The sequence below is a fragment of the Cryobacterium zongtaii genome, assembly GCF_002909375.1.
Lineage (GTDB): Bacteria > Actinomycetota > Actinomycetes > Actinomycetales > Microbacteriaceae > Cryobacterium > Cryobacterium zongtaii.
The window spans coordinates 1-24,866 of sequence record NZ_PPXD01000015.1; the positions used below are offsets into that span (position 1 = coordinate 1).

Annotated in this window: 21 protein-coding genes and 1 pseudogene; 6 read left to right on the top strand and 16 right to left on the bottom strand. The window is 66.7% G+C overall.

Features of this window, described 5'->3' with window-relative positions; genetic code table 11:
* The 6 genes and pseudogenes from C3B61_RS20055 to C3B61_RS10120 form a co-directional block, all read right to left on the bottom strand.
* Positions 1-118 (bottom strand): annotated as a pseudogene (locus C3B61_RS20055) (L-ribulose-5-phosphate 4-epimerase); the annotation flags it as partial.
* Between the two features lie 264 nt (positions 119-382).
* Positions 383-1,402 (bottom strand): LacI family DNA-binding transcriptional regulator, encoded by a 1,020-nt coding sequence (locus C3B61_RS10100; RefSeq protein ID WP_103460502.1) that lies wholly within the window; start codon positions 1,400-1,402, stop codon positions 383-385.
* A gap of 161 nt (positions 1,403-1,563) precedes the next feature.
* Complete coding sequence (locus tag C3B61_RS10105) at positions 1,564-2,580, bottom strand: LacI family DNA-binding transcriptional regulator (RefSeq protein WP_103460503.1); 1,017 nt, start codon at positions 2,578-2,580, stop codon at positions 1,564-1,566.
* 19 nt (positions 2,581-2,599) lie between these two features.
* Positions 2,600-3,505 (bottom strand): carbohydrate ABC transporter permease, encoded by a 906-nt coding sequence (locus tag C3B61_RS10110; RefSeq protein WP_088455055.1) that lies wholly within the window; start codon positions 3,503-3,505, stop codon positions 2,600-2,602.
* 3 nt (positions 3,506-3,508) lie between these two features.
* Positions 3,509-4,378, bottom strand: a complete 870-nt coding sequence (locus C3B61_RS10115; RefSeq protein ID WP_088457822.1) for a carbohydrate ABC transporter permease — start codon at positions 4,376-4,378, stop codon at positions 3,509-3,511.
* A gap of 210 nt (positions 4,379-4,588) precedes the next feature.
* Positions 4,589-5,890 carry an ABC transporter substrate-binding protein gene (locus C3B61_RS10120; RefSeq protein WP_103460504.1) on the bottom strand — a complete coding sequence of 434 codons (1,302 nt, stop codon included), beginning with the start codon at positions 5,888-5,890 and terminating at the stop codon, positions 4,589-4,591.
* A gap of 193 nt (positions 5,891-6,083) precedes the next feature.
* Between C3B61_RS10120 and C3B61_RS10125 the strand changes: the two genes are divergently transcribed.
* Positions 6,084-8,114, top strand: a complete 2,031-nt coding sequence (locus C3B61_RS10125) for a beta-galactosidase (protein ID WP_103460505.1) — start codon at positions 6,084-6,086, stop codon at positions 8,112-8,114.
* A 77-nt stretch (positions 8,115-8,191) separates the two neighbouring features.
* Here C3B61_RS10125 and C3B61_RS10130 read toward each other — a convergent pair whose 3' ends face one another.
* The 3 genes from C3B61_RS10130 to C3B61_RS10140 all read right to left on the bottom strand — a co-directional run bounded on the left by C3B61_RS10130 (position 8,192) and on the right by C3B61_RS10140 (position 11,585).
* Entirely contained in the window at positions 8,192-8,866 is a 675-nt protein-coding gene (locus tag C3B61_RS10130) for a cyclase family protein (protein WP_103460506.1), read from the bottom strand.
* 180 nt (positions 8,867-9,046) lie between these two features.
* Positions 9,047-10,207, bottom strand: coding sequence for a cystathionine gamma-synthase (locus C3B61_RS10135; RefSeq protein ID WP_103460507.1), 1,161 nt, complete (start codon positions 10,205-10,207; stop codon positions 9,047-9,049).
* Between the two features lie 13 nt (positions 10,208-10,220).
* Entirely contained in the window at positions 10,221-11,585 is a 1,365-nt protein-coding gene (locus tag C3B61_RS10140) for a cystathionine beta-synthase (RefSeq protein WP_103460508.1), read from the bottom strand.
* A 273-nt stretch (positions 11,586-11,858) separates the two neighbouring features.
* On the opposite strand from C3B61_RS10140, the gene C3B61_RS10145 reads away from it, so the two are divergent.
* Both C3B61_RS10145 and C3B61_RS10150 read left to right on the top strand, forming a co-directional pair.
* Positions 11,859-12,545, top strand: a complete 687-nt coding sequence (locus C3B61_RS10145) for a DUF3105 domain-containing protein (protein ID WP_103460509.1) — start codon at positions 11,859-11,861, stop codon at positions 12,543-12,545.
* Complete coding sequence (locus tag C3B61_RS10150; protein WP_103460510.1) at positions 12,526-13,185, top strand: DUF305 domain-containing protein; 660 nt, start codon at positions 12,526-12,528, stop codon at positions 13,183-13,185. The genes C3B61_RS10145 and C3B61_RS10150 overlap by 20 nt, the downstream gene beginning before the upstream one ends.
* A 37-nt stretch (positions 13,186-13,222) precedes the next feature.
* Here the strand turns inward: C3B61_RS10150 and C3B61_RS10155 are convergent, their stop codons facing one another.
* The 4 genes from C3B61_RS10155 to C3B61_RS10170 all read right to left on the bottom strand — a co-directional run bounded on the left by C3B61_RS10155 (position 13,223) and on the right by C3B61_RS10170 (position 18,780).
* Positions 13,223-15,115, bottom strand: coding sequence for an ABC transporter ATP-binding protein (locus C3B61_RS10155; RefSeq protein ID WP_103460511.1), 1,893 nt, complete (start codon positions 15,113-15,115; stop codon positions 13,223-13,225).
* 90 nt (positions 15,116-15,205) lie between these two features.
* Complete coding sequence (locus C3B61_RS10160) at positions 15,206-16,180, bottom strand: carbohydrate ABC transporter permease (RefSeq protein WP_088455046.1); 975 nt, start codon at positions 16,178-16,180, stop codon at positions 15,206-15,208.
* Entirely contained in the window at positions 16,177-17,310 is a 1,134-nt protein-coding gene (locus C3B61_RS10165; RefSeq protein WP_103460512.1) for a carbohydrate ABC transporter permease, read from the bottom strand. The genes C3B61_RS10160 and C3B61_RS10165 overlap by 4 nt, the downstream gene beginning before the upstream one ends.
* Before the next feature lie 153 nt (positions 17,311-17,463).
* A complete protein-coding gene (locus tag C3B61_RS10170; protein ID WP_103460513.1) occupies positions 17,464-18,780 on the bottom strand; it encodes an ABC transporter substrate-binding protein in 1,317 nt (438 codons plus the stop codon).
* Positions 18,781-19,080: 300 nt separating this feature from the next.
* Here C3B61_RS10170 and C3B61_RS10175 point away from each other — a divergent pair, with 300 nt between their 5' ends.
* Positions 19,081-20,091 carry a LacI family DNA-binding transcriptional regulator gene (locus C3B61_RS10175; protein WP_103460514.1) on the top strand — a complete coding sequence of 337 codons (1,011 nt, stop codon included), beginning with the start codon at positions 19,081-19,083 and terminating at the stop codon, positions 20,089-20,091.
* An 82-nt stretch (positions 20,092-20,173) separates the two neighbouring features.
* Positions 20,174-21,130: a DNA-3-methyladenine glycosylase family protein gene (locus C3B61_RS10180; RefSeq protein ID WP_103460515.1), complete on the top strand. Its 957-nt coding sequence runs from the start codon at positions 20,174-20,176 to the stop codon at positions 21,128-21,130.
* Between the two features lie 30 nt (positions 21,131-21,160).
* Here the strand turns inward: C3B61_RS10180 and C3B61_RS10185 are convergent, their stop codons facing one another.
* The 3 genes from C3B61_RS10185 to rplJ form a co-directional block, all read right to left on the bottom strand.
* Positions 21,161-21,664 carry a MarR family winged helix-turn-helix transcriptional regulator gene (locus C3B61_RS10185; RefSeq protein ID WP_103460516.1) on the bottom strand — a complete coding sequence of 168 codons (504 nt, stop codon included), beginning with the start codon at positions 21,662-21,664 and terminating at the stop codon, positions 21,161-21,163.
* Between the two features lie 162 nt (positions 21,665-21,826).
* Positions 21,827-22,210, bottom strand: a complete 384-nt coding sequence (gene rplL / locus C3B61_RS10190; RefSeq protein WP_066592329.1) for a 50S ribosomal protein L7/L12 — start codon at positions 22,208-22,210, stop codon at positions 21,827-21,829.
* Between the two features lie 51 nt (positions 22,211-22,261).
* Positions 22,262-22,777: a 50S ribosomal protein L10 gene (gene rplJ, locus C3B61_RS10195; RefSeq protein ID WP_088455040.1), complete on the bottom strand. Its 516-nt coding sequence runs from the start codon at positions 22,775-22,777 to the stop codon at positions 22,262-22,264.
* A gap of 317 nt (positions 22,778-23,094) precedes the next feature.
* Between rplJ and C3B61_RS10200 the strand changes: the two genes are divergently transcribed.
* On the top strand, positions 23,095-24,861 hold the full coding sequence (locus tag C3B61_RS10200) for an MDR family MFS transporter (protein ID WP_425266417.1): 1,767 nt from the start codon (positions 23,095-23,097) through the stop codon (positions 24,859-24,861).
* Positions 24,862-24,866 lie beyond the last annotated feature (5 nt).

Sequence of the window (24,866 nt, forward strand, 5' to 3'; positions counted from 1 at the left end):
ACACGTTACCGCCGGTCCACACCACCAAGCCATTGGCCGTCAGCTCACCGTGCAGCCGAGCGATATCCGCCCGCACACGCGCGATCGCGACCTCGATCTGCGGGCCGAAGGTGCTCATGCCGACACCGCGGCAGCTGCAGGGTTGCCGATTCCGGAGGCGTAAGACTCGTCTGCAGCTGCGGCCTGTGCGGCGCGCTGCGCGGTGGACGTGCTCACAGAATCGACTCCCTTGTCTGAGGTGCTACGGGTGAAACTTCAAATGTGAACGGTCACATTGCTGACCTCATGTTAGTCGCATCTGGGAAACATCTGTCAAGTTCGGATTGTCACCTTTGGGTAACAGCCTTGATCAGGGGCCCGACCTGGCGCCAGATGGTGCCGGTCAGAACGCCGGCGGGCCCGTGGACGCCCGCACGACGAGCTCGGGGATGATGGCGCCGCGGCGCTCTGGGGAGACGGCGCTGATGTCGTCGAGCAGCAGCGCCATGCAGCGTCGACCGAGTTCGGGGAAGTCTTGCCGCACCGTCGTGAGCGGCGGCCAGAAATGTGCCGCTTCCGGAATATCATCGAAGCCGACCACGCTGACGTCGCCCGGGATGCTCAGTCCGGCATCCCTGATGGCATGCATCAGGCCGAGCGCCATCTGGTCGTTCGACGAGAAGATGGCGGTGAAATCGCGCACCCGCAACAGCTCGCGGCCGGCGTAGTAGCCGAAGTCGGCGGTCCAGTCGCCCAGGATGGGCGCCGTGGTCGGCACATCCATCGCCCCCATCTCGTCGAGGAAGCCGCGCATGCGGGCCTCGGCCTCGATCCAGTCCTGCGGACCGGCCAGATGGTAGATATTGCGATGACCCAGGTCGATGAGGTGCCGTGTCGCGGCCCGGGCACCGGAGATCTGGTCGAAAGACAGGCCGTGTTCATTCAGCTTCCCGGTGGACTGCAAGGTCACGTATGGCACGGCGATGGAGAGCTGTTCGAGGACGTCGAAGACCCGCATCTGCGGGGCGATGACGACGATTCCCTCCACGGACTGCAGCATCAGGTGGTCAAGGGCGGCCTCGATGGTGTCCGGGTCGACGGAGGTGAGATTGGCGGTGTTGACGTAGTAGCCGGCTTCGCGGGCGGCATCCTGGATGGCGGCGATGCTGCTGGCCGGTCCGTATTGCGAACTCGACGCCGCGAGTACCCCGATGGTGCGCGACGTGCCGCGGGACAGGGCACGGGCCGCCCGGTTGGGGCGGTACTGCAGGTCCTCCATGACCTGCTGCACGCGGGCCTTGGTCGAATCACGGATGCTCGGGTGGTTGTTGAGCACTCTGGAGACCGTCTGGTGCGACACGCCGGCAAGGCGCGCGACATCCCGGATGCTGGGTGCGCGACTCTTGGGCAGATCAGCTGGCACGGGAGGAGGCCTCGTTCGAATGTGCACGGTCACAATTGTGGACGCACCCCAATTATGCACGCGACGCGCCTTGACGAAGTGCACTATGTGACGGTCACATGCCCCAGCAATGGAGCCATGTGACAGTCACAAGGGCACCTTGTCGCGGAAGCGCACTCGACTCAGGCGCTCTCGCGCACCACCAGATCGGTGGGCAGCACGATGGCGGCGGGCCGTTCACCATCGATGACTCGCAGCAGCAAACGCACCATTTCCTCGCTGATCCTCTCGAACGGCTGGTGCATCGTGGTCAGACCCGGAATGGTCATGGTCGCCACTGGGGCGTCGTCGAAGCCGCCGACGGCGACGTCGTCAGGTACCCGGCGGCCGGACGCCAGCAACACGTCGATGGCGCCGGCCGCCATCATGTCATTCGCCGCGAAGACGGCGTCGAGGTCGGGCTGGCTCTCCAGGAGCTCGGTCATCGCCAGCGCCCCACTGGCCCGGCTGTAGTCGCCGCGGGCCACGAAGCTCTGGTCGAAGGCCGCCCCGAGTTCGTCGGCATATCCCTCGAACCGACGCATGCCTCCAGAGGTATCTTCCGGTCCGGCGATGGTCGCGATACGGGAACGGCCGAGCCCGTGCAGATAGCGGACCATTTCCCTGGCCCCCTCGTAGTCGTCCGCGGCGACGTAACCCATCTTCCTCTCAAAGCCCAGCGGCACCCCGCAGGCGATGGCCGGCACGTTCGCGGCGATGATCTCGGAGATCAGGCCGCGCCGGCCGCTGTGCGAGGACACGAGCAGCACCCCGTCGACGTGACCGGCGGTGATGAACTCGGTCGCCCGGCGCTGTTCGTCCTCGTTACCGGCCATGATCAGCACGAGCGAGATGTCGTGTTCGGACAGCGCCTTCGACGCACCGCGCATCAGCACCGCGAAGTTCGGGTCTTCGAAGAGGCGGTCGTGTGATTCGGTGAGCAGGAACGCCACCGAATTCGCCCGGCTGGTGGCGAGGCTGCGGGCGTGCGGGTTGACCCGGTAACCGGTCTTCTTGATCGCGCTGTTGACCGAGGCCAGCGAATCCGGACTCACCCAGTGGCCGCCGTTGAGCACCCTGGACACCGTGCCCCTGGACACGCCGGCAGCGGCGGCCACATCATCGATGGTCGGCCGGCGCTTGGCGGGTGGCGGGGTCACGAGTGAAGCCTAGCGACCGTCAGGCCTTGACCGCACCGGCGGCGAGGTCCACCTTCCAGTAGCGCTGCAGAACGAGGAACAGGATGATCAGGGGGATGATCGACAGCAGCGCGCCGGTGATCACGAGGGTGTACATCGACGGTGCGGATGCGCCCTGGTTGAGCAGGCCGCTCAAGCCGACGGTCACCGGGAACAGTTTGTCGTCGCCGAGCATGATGTAGGGCAGCATGAAGTTGTTCCAGACCGCCACGAACTGGAACAGGAAGATCGTCACCAGTCCCGGGCCCATCATCGGCAGGGCGATGCGGTTGAAGATGTACAGCTCGCCGGCTCCCTCGGTGCGGGAGGCCTCGATGACCTCGGTGGGCACGGAGGCAGCGGCGTAGATGCGGGCCAGGTAGATGCCGTACGGGCTGATGATCTGGGGCAGCAGCACCGACCACATGGTGTTGGTCAGGCCCACCTCGGCCAGCAGGAAGTACTGCGGGATGGCCAGGATGACGCCGGGAACCAGCACTCCCATCAGAAGGATCGAGAAGACGACCTTCTTGCCGGGGAATTCGAACTTGGCCAGCACATAGCCGGAGATCGCCGAGATCCAGGTGGAGGCCAGGGCGCCGACGCCCGCGTAGATCGCGGTGTTGAGCACCCAGCGCCAGAACAGGCCGTCGCGGTACTGGCTGAGCTGCACGATGTTGTCCCACAGGTGGGTGCTCGGCATCAGCGTGAAGGTGGAGAACAGTTCGGAGCTGTCCTTGCTCGACGCCATCAGGACCCAGAAGACCGGGAACAGGCAGTAGATCGCACCGATGATGAGGATGCCGGTGGATACCGGGCTGGCCTTCTGTCGGAAGGTGCGAGCCGAGGCCCGCTCGGCCTTACGCTGGGCGCGGTCGGGCCGGGTGGGCGTGAGTGTGGTTGTCATGGGTCAGTCCTCCTGGCCGAAGGCGCGTTTCTGCACGACGCGCAGGAACAGGAATGAGAAGGCGAAGGTCACCAGGGCGATGACTATCGAGGTGGCGGCGGCGGAGTAGATGTCGTCGCGGGTGAACGCATCCCGGTAGACCAGCATCAGCGGCGACCAACTGGTGGACAGCGAGTTGGTGAGCGGGCGGAGCGTGGTGGGCTCGGCGAACACCTGCAGGGTGGCGACCATCGAGAACAGCGCGGTCATCACGATCGCCGGGGCGATGATGGGGACCTTGATTCGCAGCGCGATCTGGATCTCGCTGGCTCCGTCCAGTTTGGCGGCTTCGTAGATGTCGGACGGTACCGACTTGAGGGAGGTGTACATCACGATCATGTTGAATCCCACGCCGCCCCAGAGGGCGATGTTGGCGATCGCGAAGGTGACCCCGCCGGAGGAGAGCAGCGAGGGCACGTCCCAGCCGAGCTTGTCGAAGACGAAGTAGAACGGGCTCACGGCGGGGAGGTAGAGGAAGCCCCAGAGCAGGGAGCTGATCACGGCCGGAACGGCGTACGGCAGGAAGATGGCGGTGCGGGAGAAGCCGGCGGCGCGGGTGCGGCGGGAATCCAGCAGCAGGGCGAAGAGCAGCGCGAGGCCCAGCATCAGTGGGATCAGGATGAAGCCGTAGACCAGCACTCGTCCGACGCTGGCGCCGAATTCGGTGTTCGTGAGGGTCGTGACGTAGTTGTCGATGCCGGCGAAGACCGTGCTGCGAGCGCCGGAGCCGAGACCGAGGCCGGACACCTTGGTCTTCTGGAAGCTCAGGAAGAGCGTGTAGACGATGGGCGCGGCCATGAAGGCCACGAACAGGATGATGCCGGGCGCCAGCATGGCGTAGGGCACGAGCACCCTCGAACGAAAGGTGCCGCGTCCCCGGCGAACCGTCGGGGTGCTGCTCCGGGTGGCCACGGGGGCCTCTGTCACTGTCACGGGTTGTCCTCAATCGACACGATCTGGGGTGGTGATGGATGGTGGAGGGAGTCCGCCGGCCGGTGGGCCGGCGGACTCTCCGGGGCGAGACGCGACGGTACCCGACCGCGTCTATTCGACCGTGAAGCCGCTCTTCTTCATGTCGTCGGTGGTGATCTTCTGCATGGCAGTGACGGCATCGAGGAAAGCGCTCTGGGTTTTGGCGTCGGCCGCCTTCGCGAACTCGTCGTTATAGGCGCTGTAGGCCACGTTCACGTTCGGTCCGTAGGTGAACGGGCTCACGGTGTCGGCCACCTCCGCGGCGACCTCGTAGAAGTCCGGCTGGTTGCTGAAGAACTCCGGCGGGGAGGTCAGCGCGGCCTTGGCCTGTTCGGCGTCGGCGGGGTAGATCCCGGCCGTGGTGACCAGGGCCTGGACGGCTTCGGCGTCGGTGTTCAGCCACGTGGCGAACTTGGCGGCCTCCTCCGGGTGGTCGGACTGAGTGGTGACGGCCGTTGACGATCCGCCCCAGTTGCCCGTCGCGGGCGCGTCGACATCCCACTGCGGCATCGGCGCGGCCTTCCAGAGGCCGGCGGTGTCTGCAGCGTTGCCGCCGAGCACGCCGGGTGCCCAGACGGCGCTCAGCCAGCCCACCTGTTCGCCGTTGTTCAGGCCGGCGTTCCACTCGGGCGTGTACATGGGCTTGTTGTCGATGACGCCCTCTTCGACGAGGCCGCCCCAGTAACCGGCAACGGTTTCGGTGGGGGTTTCGGCGATGTCGACGCTCCAGGCCTCACCGTCGATGCCCCACCAGGAGGCACCGGCCTGCTGGGCCATGCCCGTGAACCAGCCGGCGTCATTGGACGAGAAGGTGCCCAGGTACTTGGCCGGGTCAGCAGCGTGCACGGCGCGGGCGACGTCGGCGTATTCGTCCCAGGTGGTGGGCACGGCCAGGCCGAGCTGCTCGAGGATGTCGGCCCGGTAGAAGAACATCATCGGTCCGCTGTCCTGGGGGATCGCGTAGATCGCGTCGGATCCGAGCGTGACGGAGTCCCAGACGCCGTCGGCAAAGGCATCCTGGACGTCGCCGGCGCCGTATTCGGACAGGTCGGCGAGAGCGTCGGAGGAGACCAAGGTGGGGATCTTCTGGTACTCGGCCTGGATCAGGTCGGGCGCACCGCTGCCGGCCTTGATGGCCGTGAGCAGTTTGGTGATGGCGGGGTCGCCGCCGTCCTGCTTCTGCACGGTGACCTGGATGTCGGGGTTCTCCGCGTTCCAGATGTCAACGACCTCTTCGAGGTTCGGGGCCCAGGCCCAGTAGTTCAGTTCGACCGGGCCGTCGTCACCCCCGCCCGTGTTTGCCGAACAACCTGACATGAGCAGTGCGGCGGCCGTGGCCATGGCCACTGCCCCTACCCGAATTGACGTGCGCATTCGTCCTCCTTGATGAAAGCTGGGTGCTGTGTGGTGGCGCCCAGCTGTCGTATCGAGAAAACTCGGGCTTGACTGGGAGCGGTACTAGTAATTCACACATTTCTAGCCGTGTCAACATGCGGTCCTGATCTGGATTATGCCAATCGGCTGTGCTAGAACTGGGAGCGCACACAGTTGAAGGAGCCTTAGACCAATGTCGATCCACACCCCATTCCCCGCCAGAGCGCCCGCGACAGACCGGTGGTTGAAGGGCACGACCGGGCTTCGTTACGGTGGCGACTACAACCCGGAGCAGTGGCCCCGCGAGACCTGGCTGGAAGACATCAAGCTGATGAAGCAGGCCGGGATCAACCTGGTCAGCATCGCGATCTTCGCCTGGGGCATCCTGGAGCCACGCGAGGGCGAATACGACTTCAGCAAGCTCGACGACATCTTCGGCCTGCTGCACGAGGCCGGCATTGACATCGACCTCGCCACGCCCACCGCGGCCCCGCCGGCCTGGTTCTGGAAGAAATACCCGGACTCCCGGCCGGTCACCCGGGACGGCATCACCCTGGGCAACGGTTCCCGCGGCATGGTCAGCCCGTCGAGCCCCGACTACCGCCGGGCCGCCGCGGCCATCACCGAGCAGCTCGCCCGCCGGTATGCGAACCACCCCGCCCTTGTGCTCTGGCACGTGCACAACGAGTACGGTGCGCCCATCAGCGACTCCTACGACGACCACTCCGTCGCCGCCTTCAGGGTCTGGCTGCAGAAGCGTTACGGCACCCTTGACACCCTCAATGAGAAGTGGGGCACCACCTTCTGGGGACAGGTGTACGGCGAGTGGGACGAGATCGACGCGCCCCGCCAGTCGGCCTCGGTGAGCAACCAGGCGCAGCGCCTGGACTTCCACCGGTTCACCTCCGACGCGTTGCTCGAGTGCTACATCAACGAGCGCGATGTCATCCGCCGGTTCACCCCGGACATCCCCGTGACCACCAACTTCATGGCCACCAATTGCCTCTCCCCCGACTACTGGAAGTGGGCCAGGGAGGTGGACATCGTCGCCAACGACCACTACCTGGTGGCCGAACGCGCCGACAACCATGTGTTGCTGGCCATGGATGCCGACCTGTCCCGGTCGCTGGCCGGCGGCGCCCCGTGGATCCTGATGGAGCACTCCACCGGCGCCGTCAACTGGCAGCCCCGCAACATCGCCAAGCGTGCCGGCGAGATGGCCCGCAACTCACTCTCCCACCTGGCCCGCGGCGCCGACGGCATCCTGTTCTTCCAGTTCCGGGCCTCCAGGTTCGGCGTTGAGAAGTTCCACTCCGCGATGCTGCCGCACGCCGGAGCCGAGACCCGGGTCTGGCGCGAGGTCGTCGCCCTGGGCGAAACCCTCGGGTCCCTCGAGGCCGTGCGCGGCTCCCGCGTGCAGGCTCGCGTCGCGCTGCTCTGGGACACCGAGTCGTTCTGGGCACAGGACTTCGAATGGCGCCCGAGCGCCGAACTGGGCCACCGCGAACGCCTCGAGGCCTTCTACACGGCGCTGTGGAACCGCAACGTGTCGGTGGACTTCGCGCATCCGCGCGACGACCTCACCGGCTACGACCTCGTTATCGCGCCCAGCCTCTACCTCGCCGGTCCGGCGGCCTCGGAGAACCTCAACGGCTACGTGCGGGACGGCGGCCACCTGGTCGTCTCCTACTTCTCCGGCATCGTCGACGAGAACGACACCGTCTACCCTGGAGCCGCGCCCGGCGCGCTCCGGGAGGTGCTCGGCCTGACCATCCCGGAGTTCCTGCCCCTGCACGAGAACGAGACCGTCACCCTCAGCGATTCCCGCACCGGAACCGCCTGGACCGACGACATCGAGGTCTCCACCGCTGAGGTGCTGGCCCGGTACGTGGACGGCCCGGCCGCCGGCGGACCGGCCCTCACCCGCAACGCGTTCGGTGCGGGGTCGGCCTGGTACATCTCGACCAAGCTGACCGGAACCGACCTGGACTCCCTGCTGCTGGACGTCCTCAACACCGCCGGCCTCGAGGCGGCCCGCGGCATCGACGGCGTCGAGACCATCATCCGGTCCACCGACACCGACGAGTTCCTGTTCGTGATCAACCACACGGATGCCGACCAGTCCTGGCCGGCCACCGGAACCGAGTTGCTCACCCAGGCCACGGTCGACGGCACCGTCCTGGTGCCGGCCGGACTCACCCGCGTGGTGCACCGCGTCCGATAGCGGCTAACTGTTCCCCGTGCGGACAACTGTTCCCGGCGCCCCGGGCGCACGTGTCCGCACGGGGAACAGTCGCAGGGTCAGGGCAGCCGGGCGAACGCCCGCACCGGGAAGGTGCCGAAGTCCCGCACCCGCGGTGGCACGGCGGTGAATCGGGCTCCCCGGTCGGGGAGCCCGCCGAGCCCGGTGAGGTGCTCGACCACAGGGATCCCCGCGGCCAGCAGAAGTGAGTGCGCCGGCCGCTCCCCGCCGGACTCGGTGTCGTCGATGTTGAGGGAATCGATTCCCACCAGGGTCACGCCGGCGGCCACCAACGCCCTGGCGCCGTCCCCGGTGAGGAACGGCGCACTGCTCGCGTAAGCTGCCGTGCCAAAATGGCGGTCCCACCCCGTGTGCAGCAGAACGGCGGTTCCACCCAGGTTCAGGCCGTCGAAGACAGCCGCCGGGATCCCTCGCTCCGACGCCTGCTCGCAGCGGAACACGTGTGCGGGCAGGTCGGCGAGAGCCTCGAGCGGCAGCCCGGCCAGGTCGACCCCGCCCTCGTACCGGTGGAACGGGCTGTCGAGGTACGTTCCGGTGTTGCCGATCATCGTGATGGTGTCCATGGCGAACTCGGTGCCCTCCGCGTAACGGCTGCGCGAATCCGCCCTGGTGAGGTGCGGTGTGATCACCGGCGCCGGCAGTCCGGGGTAGGTCGCCAGCCCCGCGCTGATCTCGTGGCTGAGGTCGACGAAGCTGGAGGCGGAAGCCGGCATAGGAGTTCTCTCTGATCGGTCACGGGGAGGGGAAAAGACCTGGTTGGGAGCAAAACCGCTCCCTTGGGTCCAGTGTGCCCGATCCGCGCGGCCCCGCCAATGGCAGAACTGACATGGTTCATCGACTTCCCGCCACCCCGGAGTGACCGCGTGCTGCCACAGCACCACCCGGCGCCGGCCTCAGGCGCTGGGCAGGGCCTGAGCGAGGTCGGCCAGCAGGTCGTCGATGTCTTCGATGCCCACCGACAGGCGCACGATGTTGGTGGCCACTTCGAGCTCGGTGCCGCGCACCGAGGCGTGGGTCATCTCGGACGGGTAGTTCACCAGCGATTCGACGCCGCCGAGCGATTCGGCCAGCTGGAACAGGTGCATCGACTCGGCGAACCGCCGGGCCGCGGTTTCGCCGCCGCGGAACGCCAGGGAGAGCATGCCGCCGAAGGCACTCATCTGGGCCTTGGCCAGCTCGTGGCCGGGGTGGCTTTCCAGGCCCGGGTAGTAGACCTTCTCGATGGCGGGGTGGGTCTGGAGGTACCGGGCGATGGTGAGTGCGTTGCTGCTGTGCCGGTCCATCCGCACCGCGAGGGTCTTGATGCCGCGCACGGTGAGCCAGGCGTCCAGCGGCGCGGACACCGGGCCGGCCGCGAACTGGATGAACTTGACCTTCTCGGCGAGCTCGTCATCGTTGATGACCAGGCCGCCGCCGATGACGTCGGAGTGTCCGCCGAGGTACTTGGTGGTGGAGTGCACGACGACGTCGGCGCCGAGGGCGAGGGGCTGCTGCAGGGCGGGGGACGCGAAGGTGTTGTCCACGACCACGAGCACGCCGTGCCGGTGGCCGATCTCGACGAGGCCGGCGATGTCGCTGATCTTCATCAGCGGGTTGCTCGGCGTCTCCACCCAGAGGATCTTCGTTTCGCCGGGGAGGATCGCGGCCTCGACAGCGGCCAGGTCGCTCATCTCCACCGTCGTGTTGCGCACACCCCAGGCGCCGTGCACTCGGTTGATCAGCCGGTGCGTGCCGCCGTAGACGTCGTTGCCGAGCACCACGTGATCACCCGGAACGAGGACCGCGCGCAGCAGGCTGTCCTCGGCGGCGAGGCCGCTGGCGAACGACAGCCCGTGCCGGCCGCCTTCGAGTGCGGCGAGCATGGTTTCCAGTGACGTGCGGGTGGGGTTGCCGCCGCGGCTGTACTCGTAGCCGCCGCGCAGTCCCCCGATGCCGTCCTGCACGTAGGTGGAGGTCTGGTAGATCGGCGGGATGACGGCGCCCGTGGTCGGGTCGAATTCCTGACCGGCGTGGATGGCGATGGTGTTGAACTTCTGGTTCTCGGACTGGCTCATGGTGTTATCGCTTTCAGACGCTGAGGTAGGTGAGGAGGTCGTGCCGGGTGATCACGCCGAGCGGCTTGCCGCCGTCGGTGACGAGCAGCGCATCGTGTTCGGCGAACGCGGCGCGCGCCGAACCGACGGGCTCGTTCACGCCGATCAGTGGCAGGGCGTCGCCCACGATCGAGCCGACCTTGTCGGTGAGCTGGGCTTCGCCGGAGAACACCCGGCCCATCAGGCTGCGCTCGTCGAGCGCACCGACAACCTCGCCCATCACGACGGGCGGCTTGGCCGTCAGTACGAGCAGCTGTGACACGCTCGCCGAGGTCATGGTCTCGATGGCGTCGCGCACGGTGTCGTTCGGGTGCACATAGACGAACGCCGGAAGGGTGCCGGTCTTGGAGTGCAGCAGGTCGGCGACGGTGTGACCGGCGGGCGCATTCGAGAAGCCGTAACTCCGCATCCAGCCGTCGTTGAAGATCTTGCCCAGGTAGCCGCGGCCGCCGTCCGGCAGCAGCACGACCACGACGGCGTCGGCGGGCAGGTCCTTCGCGGCCCGCAGCGCCGCGACGACCGCCATGCCGCTGGAGCCGCCGACCAGGATGCCCTCTTCGAGGGCGAGACGGCGGGTCATGGCGAAGGAGTCGGCGTCGGAGACCGCGATGATCTCGTGCGGAACGGCCGGGTCGTACGCGCCAGGCCAGAAGTCCTCGCCGACGCCCTCGACGAGGTAGGGCCGACCGGTGCCGCCGGAGTAGACCGACCCCTCGGGGTCGGCGCCGATGATGCGCACGGCGTCGTTCGACACCTCCCGCAGGTAGCGGCCGGTTCCGGTGATGGTGCCGCCGGTGCCGACGCCGGCGACGAAGTGGGTGACCGTTCCGTCGGTGTCGCGCCAGATCTCCGGGCCGGTGGACTCGTAGTGGCTGAGCGGGCCGTTCGGGTTGGCGTATTGGTTGGGCTTGAAGGCGCCGGGGATCTCGCGGGCGAGGCGGTCCGACACGCTGTAGTAAGACTCGGGGTCGTCGGGGGCGACGGATGTCGGTGTCACGACGATCTCGGCGCCGTAGGCGGTGAGAACATTGCGCTTGTCCTCGCCCACCTTGTCCGGCAGCACGAATACGCACTTGTAGCCGCGTTGCTGGGCCACCAGGGCCAGGCCGACGCCGGTGTTACCGGAGGTCGGCTCGACGATGGTGCCGCCCGGCAGCAGTTGCCCGTCACGCTCGGCGGCGTCGATGATGCGGGTCGCGATGCGGTCCTTCGCGGACCCGCCGGGGTTGAGGTATTCGAGCTTGACCAGCACGGTGGCGGACACGCCCTCCGTGACCTTGTGCAGCTTGACCAGCGGCGTGTTGCCGATGAGGTCGAGAATGGTGTCAGCGATTTTCATGATGGGATCCTTACGTCGATCGACGTGTCGCGGGACGATGCAGGCGTGGCCGCTGGCCTGGGTGGGCGGTCCTGGTACCGAGAGTGTGAGTGTGCGGGTCGGCTAGCGAAAGCAGCAACAGGGACACGACGTCAGGGTGATCACTCCTTCACTCTAGTCGCCGCCCGGGAGGCGCGGCCAGCCTGTGAAGCATCTGTGAGATCACAAACCGAGGAAGCCCACGCACCGGTGCATGCGTTCGAATAAGTGCACAGCAAACGAAAGAGGCCCCTCGTGACCCCTGCCCCGCCCACCGGCACATCCGGATCTTCGTCGCCCAAGCCCGGCGTCAAGCAGCAACGGGCGGCGCAGCGCGCCCAGAAGCTCGAGCAGTACCACCGCGATCAAAAACGCAGCGCCCGCAACCGGCGCATCGGCCTGATCAGCGGGATCACCGTGGCCGTCGCGGTCATCGGCCTGCTGATCACCTCGATCGTGCTCACCCCGCAGAGCGCGAGCTACTCCGCCGGTGGCGACGGTGCCGACATCGACGGTGTGGAAACGTTCGAGAACGCCTCGTTGCACGTGGAGACCCCCGTCTCGTACCCGCAGACCCCGCCCGCCGGCGGCGACCACAATCCAACTTGGCTGAACTGCGGCGTCTACACCGAACCAGTGCCGAACGAGAACGCCGTGCACTCCCTCGAGCACGGTGCCCTCTGGGTGACCTACGACCCCGCCATCTCCGATGACGAGCTGGCCACGCTCAAGCAGGCGCTCCCGTCTACCTACGTGATCCTCTCGCCGTTCGACGGCCTGCCCGCCCCCATCGTGGTGAGCGGCTGGAACGTGCAACTGCAGGTCGACTCGGCCGACGATGAGCGCATCGCCGCGTTCTTCGAAGAGCACTGGAAGAGCAACAACGTTCCCGAACCCGGCGCGCTCTGCACCGGCGCCTACGATGCCCCCGGAAAGGCGTAGCTCGGCCCGGCGTGCCGCGCTGGTCGTCACGGCCGCGATTGCGGCCGTCGCGATCGGCCTGGTCGGCTTCTCCGTCGGCCGGCTGAGCACCATCGACAATCCCACGCCCACATCGACCAGCGCCGAGGCCGGTTTTGCGCGCGACATGCAGGTGCACCACCTGCAGGGGGTCGAACTGGCCATGATCATCCGCGACCGCACCGAGGCGGCGGATGTGCGCCTGCTCGGCTACGACATCGCCACTACCCAGGCGCAGCAGGCCGGCCAGCTCTACGGCTGGCTAACCGAGTGGGACCTGTCCCAGGCCGGCCCCGAACCCTCGATGACCTGGATGACCCGGCCCGGCCGTTCGGACACCTCTCACGCGCACCCCGAGGGAACCCACACCCCGGGCGCCCCGATGCCCGGGCTCGCCACCGACGAGGAGATCGCCGACCTCACCGCATCGACGGGAGTCGACGCCGAGCGCCGATTTCTCACCCTGATGATCGCCCACCACTTGGGCGCCGTCGAAATGGCCGAGTCGGTGCAAGATCGTGCCAACAACACCTCGGTGCTCGGTTTTGCGAACTCGGTGATCATCTCCCAGGAGGCCGAGATCACCCTCATGGAGTCCATGCTCGCCGACCGCGAGCCGTGACCTCAGCACCAGAAACTCGAGGTTTTCGGGGCTTATCTCACAGTTCGCGAGCCTGCACGGGGGTCTGCTCTGCGTAGAGGGATGCGTAGGTGCCGCCCTCGGCAAGCAACTCCTGGTGGGTGCCTGCCTCGACGACGCGACCGTGGTCGATGACGAAGATCACATCGGCGGTCACAATCGTCGACAAGCGGTGGGCGATGGCGATGGTCGTGCGCCCGCGGGAAGCGGTATCGAGGGCGGCCTGCACCACCCGCTCGGAGATCGCGTCCAGGGCGCTGGTCGCCTCGTCGAGGATCAGCACCTCAGGGTCCTTCAGCAGCACCCGGGCGATGGCCACCCGCTGCTTCTCGCCGCCGGAGAGCCGGTAGCCCCGCTCGCCGACCACGGTGTCATAGCCGTCCGGGAAAGACGCGATGGTGTTGTGGATGTTCGCGGCCCGCGCGGCGATCTCGAGCTCGGCATCCGTGGCCTCGGGTTTGGCGTACCGGAGGTTCTCGGCGATGGTCGCGTGGAAGAGGTAGGTTTCCTGGCTGACGATGCCGATGTGGGAGACCAGCGACTCCTGCTCGAGGTCACGCACGTCGACCCCGGAGAACAGCACCCGGCCGCCCGTCGCCTCGTAGAAGCGCGGGATCAGGTACGACACCGTGGTCTTGCCCGCGCCGCTGGGCCCGACGAAGGCGGCGAACGCGCCGGGTTCGATCGTGAACGAGACCGCGTCGAGGGTCGGCCGGGCGTCGGCGTCGGCATCCGGGTAGGCGAAGGTGACGGTGTCGAACTGCACCCGGCCGGTGACTGCGGGCACCGGGCGGGCTCCGGGAGCGTCGCTGATGGCGGGGGTGAGGTCGAGGTATTGGAAGATGCGCGCGAAGAGTGCGCTGGAGGTCTGCAGGTCCAGGGCCACCCGCATCAGCCCCAGCAAAGGGAAGAGCAGCCGCGCCTGCACCGTGGTGAAGGCCACGACGGTGCCCGCGGTGATGTCGGTGGCGCCGTTCGTGAGGAGGAGGCCGGCGACCAGGTAGACGATGGCCGGGATGCTGGACAAGAAGATGCTGACCATGGCGAAGAACCACTGGCCGCTCATCTGCTGGCTGACCTGCAGGTGCACCTGGTTGTCGTTCTCGTGCGCGTACCGGGCGATCTCGGCCTTTTGCCGGGTGAAGCTCTTGGACAGCAGGATGCCGGACACGCTCAGGGTCTCCTGGGTGATCGCGGTCATGTCGGAGAGGGACTCCTGGGTCTTGCCCGCGATGCGGGCCCGGACCCGGCCCACCCGGCGCTGTGCGAAGACCAGAATCGGCATCAGGATCACGGCCACGATCGTCAGCTGCCAGTTGAGCAGCAGCATTGCCACGAACGCGGCGATCACCGTGACGGCGTTGCCGAGCACACTGGAGACGGTGTTGGTGAGCACGCTCGCCACCCCGCCGACATCGTTCTGCAGCCTGGACTGGATCACGCCGGTCTTGGTGCGGGTGAAGAAGCTCAGCTCCATCGCCTGCAGGTGGGTGAACAGCCGCACCCGCAGTTCACCCATCACCGAGTTGCCCACGGTTGCGGTGAGCCAGGTCTGCCAGACACCCAGCAGCGCGGTGGTGAGATAGGCCGCAATCATCAGCGCCACCAGCACGGTCAGCCGCTGCAGGTCCGGGCCGCCGGAGGGCGGGAACAGACCCTCGTCGAACGCGCGCTGGATCAGCAGCGGCGGAAGCACCGACAGTGCCGCAGAGATTAGCACCAGGATGACGGTGACGGTGAGCTTCCGGGCGTGCGGGGCGAACAGGGCCCTGATGCGGCCGAACAGGTTGGGAATCTCGGGCGCTTCGGCGTTCTGCGCCTTCTGGGCGGCCGGGTCGTCACCGCTGACGCGGTTGCGGCGGCCACGAAACTCTTCAGGGGGACGTCCGCCCGTGCCGTGCGATCCGCTCATGGACTCACTCTAAGACAGCGGACCGGCCCCGGAAATCCGGGACCGGTCCGTCGCAGCCGAGTCCAGTGCCGGCCCGGCCAGGTGGGGAAGCTAGCCCTTCGTGGAACCGGCCAACAGGCCGCGCACGAAGTAGCGCTGCAGGCTGAAGAAGACGATCAGCGGAACCAGGATCGAGATGAACGCGCCCGCTGTGAGCAGGTGCCAGTCCTGGCCCCGGCTACCGGTGATCTCGGCCAGCAGCTTGGTCATCGGTGCCACCGCGCCATCCGCGAAGATCAGCGCCACGAGCAAGTCGTTCCAGACCCAGAGGAACTGGAAGATGGCGAAGGACGCGATCGCGGGCATGGTCAGCGGCAGCACGATCCGGAAGAAGATCTGCCCGTGACCGGCGCCGTCGACCCGCGCCGCCTCGATGACGTCGGCGGGGATCTCAGACACGAAGTTGTGCAGCAGATAGATGGCCAGCGGCAGAGCGAACATCGTGTGTGCGATCCACACCTGCGAATAGCCGCCGGCGTCACTGATCGAGGAGACCACCGGGAAGCCGAAGATCTCACCCCGTGAGAAGAACTGCAGAAGCGGCACCAGGGCCATCTGCAGCGGAACGATCTGCAGCGCGAAAACCGCGATGAACAGCACGTTCTTGCCACGGAAGTTGATCCACGCGAACGCGTAGGCCGCGAGGCTGGCGATGATCAGGGGCAGCAGCGTGGCCGGCAGGGTGATCGCGATCGAGTTGATGAACGCGCCGGCCAGATTCAGCTGGCTGTTACCGGCCTGGAGCACCTCGCTGTAGTTGTCCAGGGTGAGGCCCCAGTTCGAGAAGAGCGTCCACCATCCGGTGGTGCGCACCTCCTGGGCCGGGCGGAACGAGGAGACGAAGAGACCGAAGGTGGGCACCGTCCAGAGCACGGCGATCACGAGTGCCGCGATCGTGGCGCCCCGGCTGGTCAACCGCTTCTTGGTGCGCTTGGCCGCGGTGAACTCCCCGCGGCGTTCGCCGCGGCGGAGCTGGTTTTTGGTGTTCTTGTCGACGGGGAGCTCCACCGGAAGAATCGCGCTCATCGGATTTCCCTCTGCTTCTGAATCTGGCGGGCGTTGTAGACGACGATCGGAAGGACGAGCAGGAACAGGATCACGGCGAAGGCGGCGGACCGGCCCTGCTCGAAGTTCTTGAACTGCGTGTACATCTCGTTCGCGATGACGCTCGTGTCGTTGGAGCCTGCCGTCATGGTCCGGACGATGTCGAAGACCTTGAGGGAGGCGATGGAGATCGTCGTCAGGACAACGATGAGGGCGCTGCGGATGCCGGGAACCGTGACGTTGGTGAACTTCTGCCACGCGTTGGTGCCGTCGAGTTCAGCGGCCTCCAGCTGCTCGGCCGGCACACCCTTGATGGCCGCGGAGAGCACCACCATGGCGAATCCGGTTTGTACCCAGATCAGCACGACGATCAGGAAGACCGTGTTCCAGGGTGCGACGGCGAGGAAGTCGACGGGGTTGCCGCCGAGCCACACCACGATCTGGTTGAGCAGGCCGATCTGATTCTGGTCGGCCGGACGCGCCGTGTAGATGAAGCGCCAGATGATGGACGCCCCGACGAAGGAGATGGCCATAGGCATGAAGACCATGATCTTGAAGTACTTCTCACCGCGGCTCTTGTCGATGAAGACCGCGTAGGCCAGGCCGGCGATCGTCGATACGAGCGGGGTGATGAGCACCCAGACGATCGTGTTGAGTACGGTGCGGATGGCCTCGGGCTGCGTGAACACCCAGATGAAGTTGTCGAAGCCGATGAACTCGGTTCCCCGCGAGTTCATGAACGCCTGCACCGTGGTCTGGATGGTCGGAATGACGAGGCCGACGATCAGGAGCAGGATGGCCGGCGCGAGAAAGCCGAAGAGTTGGAAGAGGTAGCCGGCGCCGGAGCGCGAGCGGTAGTCGACGATGAAGAAGACCCCACCGAGGACGGCGGCCGCGGCGATGGCCCACCAGTACGATCCGGCAGCGACCAGGATCAGCAGGGGTGCGGCGATGCAGACGGCGAGACGGATGACGGTGTAAACGGTGCCCGTTCGCGGGGCTATTTCGACGAAGAACAGGATCGCGGCCACCAGGGCCACGAACGCGAGAATGATGATGGGGACTTGAACCAGGGGCGGCAAGTCAGCCAGCCAGGCAAGGAATGCCGACATGTGAAACCTCTCGAGTACGACTGCGGACTCACAGTGTTTTGCTGGTGGGGCGGAATACAACCGCCCCGATACACCAGTAGGGGGTGCGGGTCGCCCTCCTCAGAGGACGACCCGCACGGTTGGGCTGTTAGACGAGCCGGTTGTCGAACCAGACTAGTTGGAGGGCCAGCCGGCTTCGATGCTCGTGAGCACCTCACCCGTCGGGGCTCCATTGATCCAGTTGACCATTCCCTTCCAGAAGGTGCCGGCGCCAACGGAGCCGGGCATCAGGTCGGAGGCGTCAAAGCGGAAAGTGGTTTCCGAGTCCTGAAGGATCTTGATGGCTTCCTGCAGGATCGGGCTCTGCGCGTTGGCCGGGTCGAGACCCGAGTTGGCGCTGATGACCCCGCCGAGGCTGACGCGGCTGTTCGCCCAGTCATCGCTGGAGAGGTACGTCTGCACGGCCTGGGTGTCTGCGTCGTCCGAGAACGCTCCGACAATCTCGCCACCACCGGTGACAGCCTGGCTACCGGCCTCCTGGGCCGGGGTGATGAAGGCCCACACGTCACCGTCGGGACCGACCTCGCCGCCGGCATCCGTGATGAAGCCGTCGAAGAAGGATGCCTGGTGGTGCAGGGCGCAGGTGCCCTCGGCGAGCGGCGTGGCTACGTCACCGAACGCGATGCTGTTGATCGAGCTCACATCGCCGAAGGTGGCGTTGACGTAGGACGGGTTCAGCAGGATCTCGCCGACGGAGTCGAATGCGGATGCAATCGCCGGGTCCGTGAACGGAATCTCGTTGGCAACCCACTTGTCGTAGGTCTCAGCGCCGGCCTCACGCAGAACGAGGTCCTCGACCCAGTCCGTGCCCGGCCAACCGGTTGCGTCACCAGAGCCGAATCCGGCGCACCACGGGGCGGTGCCGGTCTTCTCCTGGATGGTCTTCGTCACGGCGAGGAGCTCGTCCCAGGTCTCGGGAACTTCGACACCCCACTCGGTGAACTTGGCCGGGGAATACCAGACGAAGCCCTTGACGCTGGCCATCAGCGGAGCGCCGTAGAACGTGTCGCCGACGGTGCCGTATGCCTTCCAGTCGGAGGACCAGAACTCGTCGACGTTGTCTTCAACGGACGAGGGGGCCGGCTTGAGGAAGTCGCGACTGGCGAGGTCGGCCATCAGGCCGGGCTGCGGGAAGATCGCGAGGTCTGGAGCGCTGCCACCCTGAGCACGAATGGCAATCTGAGCTTCGAATTCCTTCGACGCCTCGTACTGGATGTCGATGTCGTTCTCTTCTTCCCAAGCCTTCCAGGACTCTTCGAGAAGCTCGGCCTCGGTGTCAGCGATGGTGCCGTAGACGGTGACGACACCGTCACCCTCGGCTCCGGCTTCGGCGCTCGTGCTGCCGGGACCACCGGAACAGCCGGCCAATGTCAGCCCGGCAATCGCGACCATGGCGATGGGTGCTGTGATTCGGCGGTGGAATGACCGCATTCTTCCTCCTCGTTGAGTGGTTGCGGTGCGCCGGGATCCCCCGGACAAACACCAAGGTGCTGCAGGAACTGCTCGTCGTGCTGGAAACGGTTGCACAAGGAACCGGTTCCACACCACAAAGTACGGCACAGATTCGTTCGACACAAGCCCAATATGGTTACAGATTGACAAAGATCGCGCTCTCATGCCAGCGACGCTTCAAACCGGTCACACTTCGGTGTCGAATTTCTGGAACCGATTCCAGCCCGGCCGCCGAGGAGATATGGTGGCCAGAGCGGTTCCAACGACGGGGAGGCTGGCATGAGCGCGATCGCGGATGTAGCACGCATGGCCGGCGTCGCCAAGGCCACGGCCTCCCGGGCGCTCAGCGGCCGGGGCTACGTGTCGGACGAAACGCGTCAGAAGGTGGTCGACGCCGCCGCCCTGATCGGCTACGTCGCCTCGCCCAATGCGGCCAGCCTGGTGACCGGCCGGACAAAGAGCATCGGCGTGATCATTCCGTTCATCAGCCGCTGGTTTTTCTCCGAGATCCTGGAGAGCCTCGAGCAGTCCCTGCTCGCCGAGGGCTACGACATGACGCTCTACAACCTCCCCGCACATTCGGCCGAACGGGAGCGGGTCTTCGATTTCTTCCTCGCCCGCAAGCGGTTCGACGGTGTCATCTCCGTGGGCGTCGAGCTCAGCGATGCCGAGGTGGAGCTCCTGCACCGGCTGGGCCGTCCTCTGGTGGGCATCGGCGGTGAGATCCCCGGCGTGCATACCATCGCGATCGACGACATCGCGGCCGCGCGCCTGGCCACCGAACACCTGATCAGCCTCGGGCACACCGACATCCGTCATGTCGGCGGTGATCAGGTGGACCAGATGGACTTTGCCGTGCACACCAAACGGCTCACCGGTTTCAACACGGCCATGCACGCCGCCGGCCTGTCCAGGGATGGCCGCTTCGCCCCCTGCGCCTTCACGGTTCCCGGGGGGTACGAGACCGGTCTGGCGCTGTTCGGTAATCCGCACCGGCGGCCGACGGCGGTCTTCGCGGCGAGCGACGAGATCGCGTTCGGCCTCATCGTCGCGGCCAGGGAGCTCGGCATCCTGATCCCGTCCGAGCTCTCGGTGATCGGCATCGACGGCCATCCGTATGCCGAGATGTTCCGGCTCACCACCATCGAACAGCACCCGCGCAACCAGGCCAGGATGGCCGTTGAGTCCCTGCTGGGTGCGCTCGAGCAGCCGTCGGCGCCGGTCACACCCGGTCTCACCAGGGCGCCGACCAACCTGGTCATGCGCTCCAGCACCAGCGCACCCCGGTGACCCGGCTCCGCAACTGTTGCCCGTGCGCAACAGTTGGGGTGGTCGCCCCAGACCGTCAGCGGCGCGGGTTAGCCTCGAGGGGATGATTTCCGACCCTTCAGACGACGCCACCGCCGGCACGGACCGGGATGCCACCCCCCGGGCATCCACCCGGTACGCACCCCGGCGCCCGTTCGACCTGGCGGCCACCATGGCCCCGCACAGTCGCGGTCGCGGCGACCCCACCGCCCGCGCCGATGCCGCCGGGCTCTGGCGCACCCAACGCACCCCGCTCGGACCGGCGACCCTGTTGCTTCGGCAGGCCGCCGACGGCGGCGTCGACGCCAAGGCCTGGGGACCGGGCGCCGAGTGGTGCATCGCCCAGGTACCCGCCCTGCTGGGCGACGGCGACGACTGGACCGGACTCGACCTCGGCGGCCACGGTGTTCTTGCCGAGGTCCGCCGCCGTAACCCCGGCGTCTGGCTGGGCAGCTCCGGGCTGGTCTTCGAGGCGTTGATCCCGGCAATCATCGAACAGAAGGTCACCACTCTCGAGGCCCACCGGGCCTGGTACCGGCTCATCCGCCAGCACGGCGAGGCGGCCCCGGGCCCCGCACCAGCGGGGATGATGGTCTCCCCCGGACCGGAACGATGGCGCCTGGTGCCGTCGTGGGACTGGCACCGGGCCGGCGTCGATCCGCGCCGCTCACGCACGGCCGTTTCTGTTGCGGCCGTGGCGGCATCCCTCGACCGGCCCGTCGACGCCGTCACGGCCTCACGACGGCTGCAGTCCCTGCCCGGCGTCGGCCGATGGACCGCCGCGGAGGTGACTCAGCGCTCGCACGGTGACCCCGATTCGGTGAGCGTGGGCGACTACCATCTGGCCGCCCAGGTGGGCTGGGCCCTGACCGGATCCCCCGTCGACGACGACGGCATGCTCGAACTGCTCGATCCCTTCGCGGGACACCGCCAGCGTGTGGTGCGCCTCATCCTGGGCAGCGGCTACCGCGCCCCGCGCCGCGGCCCGCGCATGACCGTCCAGGACCACCGCTCGCACTAACCGGGCCGGCCGCACACGCTGAATGGGCGGTCACCGGGGCTCGGAGGCCGGGCGGGGCGCCGCCGCCATCCGGTCCGGCGGCGTTACGCGGTGCGGTGCGGCCATCCGCTCGCCGACCTCGACCCTGTCGCGCAGGATGGCGACGGCGCGTTCGAGGGTGCCGACATCGTCGATGGGCAAGTCGGCGAAGTAGGGCAGCAGGGCGGCGACCAGCTCGGTCCGCCAGGCGATCAGAGCCGCGACACCCGCCGGGGTGCTGGCGATGAGGCTGGCCCTGGCATCGTCGGGGTCGCCGGCGCGTTCGACCCAGCCTCGGTCGACGAGGCTGCCCACCAGCTTGGTGGCGGTGGGCTGCGAGACCCGGCTGCGCTCGGCCAGGTCGCCCAGGCGGATCGGGCCGCTGGAGAGCAGCACGCTGAGGGTGCGCCACAGAGCGGGCGATTCCGTGCCGCGCGCTGCGCGGGCCGCGACGCGGGTGAGCCGGTGGTTGACGGACACGAGGTCCCCGAGGATGTCAGGAAGTGCTGCGGGCATCCCCCCACCATATACAGACCGAATCGCCCGCGACCCGTGAGAAAAGCCCCAGAAACTCGAGAGTTTTGGTGCTTTTCTCACAGTTCGCGGGTTAACGGCAGCGGGCGCCGCATCCAATGGATGCGACGCCCGTGCGAGCAACTAACCCCTTGCGGGGCGAGATTACTTGAGGGTGACGGTGGCGCCAGCGGCCTCGAGGGAAGCCTTTGCCTTCTCGGCAGCTTCCTTCGCAACGCCCTCGAGGACGGCCTTCGGCGCGCCATCGACAACGGCCTTGGCCTCGCCGAGGCCCAGGCTGGTGAGCTCGCGCACAACCTTGATGACCTGGATCTTCTTGTCGCCAACGGCGTCGAGGATGACGTCGAACGCGCTCTGCTCTTCGACCTCTTCGGCAGCGGCGGCGGGGCCAGCGGCTCCGGCGACGGCGACGGGTGCAGCCGCGGTGACCTCGAAGGTCTCCTCGAATGCCTTGACGAACTCGGAGAGCTCGATGAGGGTGAGGCCCTTGAACTGCTCGAGCAGCTCTTCAGTGGAAAGCTTTGCCATGATTTTTCTCCTATTAGTTTCTTAGTTACTCACCGCGGTACAGGCAGATGCCTAGTTCGCGGACTCCTGCTTTTCACGCAGCGCTTCGATGGTGCGAACAGCCTTCGACAGCGGTGCGTTGAACAGATATGCGGCTCCGAACAGCGAGGCCTTGAAGGCGCCGGCAAGCTTGCCGAGCAGAACTTCACGGGACTCGAGGTCGGCGAGCTTGCCTACCTCTGCGGCGGTCAGGGGGTTACCGTCGAAGTAACCTCCCTTGACAACCAGGAGAGGGTTTGCCTTGGTAAAGGCACGCAGCTTCTTCGCGACGGCGACAGGGTCACCGTGTACGAAAGCGATAGCGGACGGACCAACGAGCTCCTCGTCGAAAGACGTGATGCCGGCGTTGTTGGCCGCGATCTTGGTGAGCGTGTTCTTTACCACGGCGTACGTGGCGTCCTCACTGATGGACGTGCGCAGCTCCTTGAGCTTCGCAACAGTGAGTCCGCGGTACTCGGTGAGCAGAACGGCGGTCGAGCTCTGGAATTTCTCCTGCAGCTCGGCGACCGTTGCTTCCTTGTTCGCCATGGCGCTCCTCTAAATATTCATGTGCCGGTAGCCCGGGGCGCAGACATGAAAAAAGCTCCAGCGCAAGCGCCGGAGCTGAGGCCAGTTTGACTGGCTAACTTCGAACACCTGCGCGGGCCGTTCACGTGAATGAACCTTCGATCGCTTTTCCATTTCTGGGCAGCGACAACCGGCGGTCTTTGGCTGTTCCCCACCATACGGGATCCCCCTGGCGGTGCGCAAATCGGGCCAGCACCCCACCCGGCTTCGCAAACTAGTTGACAAAGGTCCACTATGTATTTATAGTTGACATCTGTCAATTATTTAGCTGGAGATTCATGTCACGCCGTTCTCGCACCACCACTCCCCCGAACCGGCCCATCACGGCCGACGGTTCCATGACCAAGCGCCAGGTCCTCGAGGCCCTGTCCGGCCTGCTGCTGGGCATGTTCGTGTCGATCCTCGCCGGAACCGTGGTCAGCACCTCGCTGCCGATCATCATCTCCGACCTGAAGGGTGACCAGTCCGCATACACCTGGGTCATCACCGCCACCCTGCTCGCCACCACGGTGTCCACGCCCATCTGGGGCAAGTTCGCCGACCTCTTCAACCGCAAGTTGCTCATCCAGCTGGCCCTGGCCACCTTTGTGATCGGCTCGGCACTGGCCGGCTTCTCGCAGGACACCGGAACCCTCATCGGCTTCCGCGTGCTGCAGGGCCTCGGCGCCGGCGGTCTCGCCGCGCTCAGCCAGATCATCATGGCCGACATCATCAGCCCCCGGGACCGCGGCAAGTACGCCGGCCTGTTCGGCGGCGTCATGGCCCTCGGCACCGTCGGCGGCCCGCTGCTCGGCGGCGTGGTGACGGATGCCTTCGGCTGGCGCTGGAACTTCTTCATCGCCCTGCCCGTCGCCATCGTGGCCATCGTGCTCCTGCAGCGCACCCTGCACCTGCCCCCGCGGGTCAAGCGCGTGGTGAAGATCGACTACCTCGGTGCCGTGCTGATCGCCGGCGGCGTCTCGCTGCTGATGATCTGGGTCACCCTGGCCGGCAACAACTTCGAGTGGGCATCCGTCACCTCCTTCGTCATGGTCGCCGCCGCCGCGCTGCTGCTCATCGCCGCCGTGATCGTCGAGTTCAAGGTGCCGGAGCCGATCATCCCGCTGACGCTGTTCAAGAACCGCACCTTCACCCTCGCCACCGTCGCCAGCATCTCGGTGGGCGTGTCGATGTTCGGCACCTCCGTCTTCCTCAGCCAGTACATGCAGCTGGCCCGCGGGGCCACGCCCACCCAGTCCGGCCTGCTCACCATCCCGATGATGGGCGGCCTGCTCATCTCGTCCACGCTGTTCGGCACCCTGATCAGCCGCACCGGCAAGTGGAAGGCCGTCATGGTCTCTGGTTCGGTCCTCGTCGTCGCCGGGCTCCTGCTGCTCGGCAGCCTGCAGTACGACACCAACCTGATCCTGGTCGGTATCTTCATGTTCGTGCTCGGCGCGGGCCTGGGCATGGTCATGCAGAACCTGGTCCTGGTCGTTCAGAACTCGATCGACGTCACCAACCTGGGTGTGGCCACCAGCGCTGTCACGTTCTTCCGCAGCCTCGGCGGCACCATCGGTGTCTCGGTTCTCGGCTCGGTGCTCGGCACCGTCGTGGCCCAGAACATCAAGGACGGCATCGGCACCCTCGCGCCGGCCGACCAGGCCATCGCGGTGAAGACGCTGGGCTCCGGCGTCATCCCGCACGTCAACACCCTGCCTGACGCCATCCGCGTCGTCGTCGAGTCGGCCTACGGCACCGGCGTCGGCACGGTCTTCCTGCTCGGAGTGCCGCTCGCCGTGATCACCCTGGTGATGGTCGCGCTGATGCCCAACGCGTCGCTCGGTACCCAGACCGCCATCGCCCTGACCAAGGCCCAGGCGACGAAGAAGGCACCCGAAAACCTCGAGGACAACGACCTGCGCGAACTCGAGGCCGAGGACATGCTGATCGAAGTGGGCGCTGCCGCCGCCGGCCTCACCCCGGTGGGCCTGGCCCACCCGACCGGCTCGATCCGCGTGCAGCCCGGCACCGACCCGTCGGAAAACCCGAGCACCGGTCGCTAGTGTGA

Coding starts and splice junctions, on each gene's coding strand:
- C3B61_RS10110 (WP_088455055.1), bottom strand. CDS start 3,505: ATGACAACCACACTCACGCCCACCCGGCCCGACCGCGCCCAGCGTAAG.
- C3B61_RS10115 (WP_088457822.1), bottom strand. CDS start 4,378: ATGCTGGCGCCCGGCATCATCCTGTTCGTGGCCTTCATGGCCGCGCCC.
- C3B61_RS10120 (WP_103460504.1), bottom strand. CDS start 5,890: ATGCGCACGTCAATTCGGGTAGGGGCAGTGGCCATGGCCACGGCCGCC.
- C3B61_RS10125 (WP_103460505.1), top strand. CDS start 6,084: ATGTCGATCCACACCCCATTCCCCGCCAGAGCGCCCGCGACAGACCGG.
- C3B61_RS10130 (WP_103460506.1), bottom strand. CDS start 8,866: ATGCCGGCTTCCGCCTCCAGCTTCGTCGACCTCAGCCACGAGATCAGC.
- C3B61_RS10135 (WP_103460507.1), bottom strand. CDS start 10,207: ATGAGCCAGTCCGAGAACCAGAAGTTCAACACCATCGCCATCCACGCC.
- C3B61_RS10140 (WP_103460508.1), bottom strand. CDS start 11,585: ATGAAAATCGCTGACACCATTCTCGACCTCATCGGCAACACGCCGCTG.
- C3B61_RS10150 (WP_103460510.1), top strand. CDS start 12,526: ATGCCCCCGGAAAGGCGTAGCTCGGCCCGGCGTGCCGCGCTGGTCGTC.
- C3B61_RS10155 (WP_103460511.1), bottom strand. CDS start 15,115: ATGAGCGGATCGCACGGCACGGGCGGACGTCCCCCTGAAGAGTTTCGT.
- C3B61_RS10160 (WP_088455046.1), bottom strand. CDS start 16,180: ATGAGCGCGATTCTTCCGGTGGAGCTCCCCGTCGACAAGAACACCAAA.
- C3B61_RS10165 (WP_103460512.1), bottom strand. CDS start 17,310: ATGTCGGCATTCCTTGCCTGGCTGGCTGACTTGCCGCCCCTGGTTCAA.
- C3B61_RS10170 (WP_103460513.1), bottom strand. CDS start 18,780: ATGCGGTCATTCCACCGCCGAATCACAGCACCCATCGCCATGGTCGCG.
- C3B61_RS10175 (WP_103460514.1), top strand. CDS start 19,081: ATGAGCGCGATCGCGGATGTAGCACGCATGGCCGGCGTCGCCAAGGCC.
- C3B61_RS10180 (WP_103460515.1), top strand. CDS start 20,174: ATGATTTCCGACCCTTCAGACGACGCCACCGCCGGCACGGACCGGGAT.
- C3B61_RS10185 (WP_103460516.1), bottom strand. CDS start 21,664: ATGCCCGCAGCACTTCCTGACATCCTCGGGGACCTCGTGTCCGTCAAC.
- rplL (WP_066592329.1), bottom strand. CDS start 22,210: ATGGCAAAGCTTTCCACTGAAGAGCTGCTCGAGCAGTTCAAGGGCCTC.
- rplJ (WP_088455040.1), bottom strand. CDS start 22,777: ATGGCGAACAAGGAAGCAACGGTCGCCGAGCTGCAGGAGAAATTCCAG.
- C3B61_RS10200 (WP_425266417.1), top strand. CDS start 23,095: ATGTCACGCCGTTCTCGCACCACCACTCCCCCGAACCGGCCCATCACG.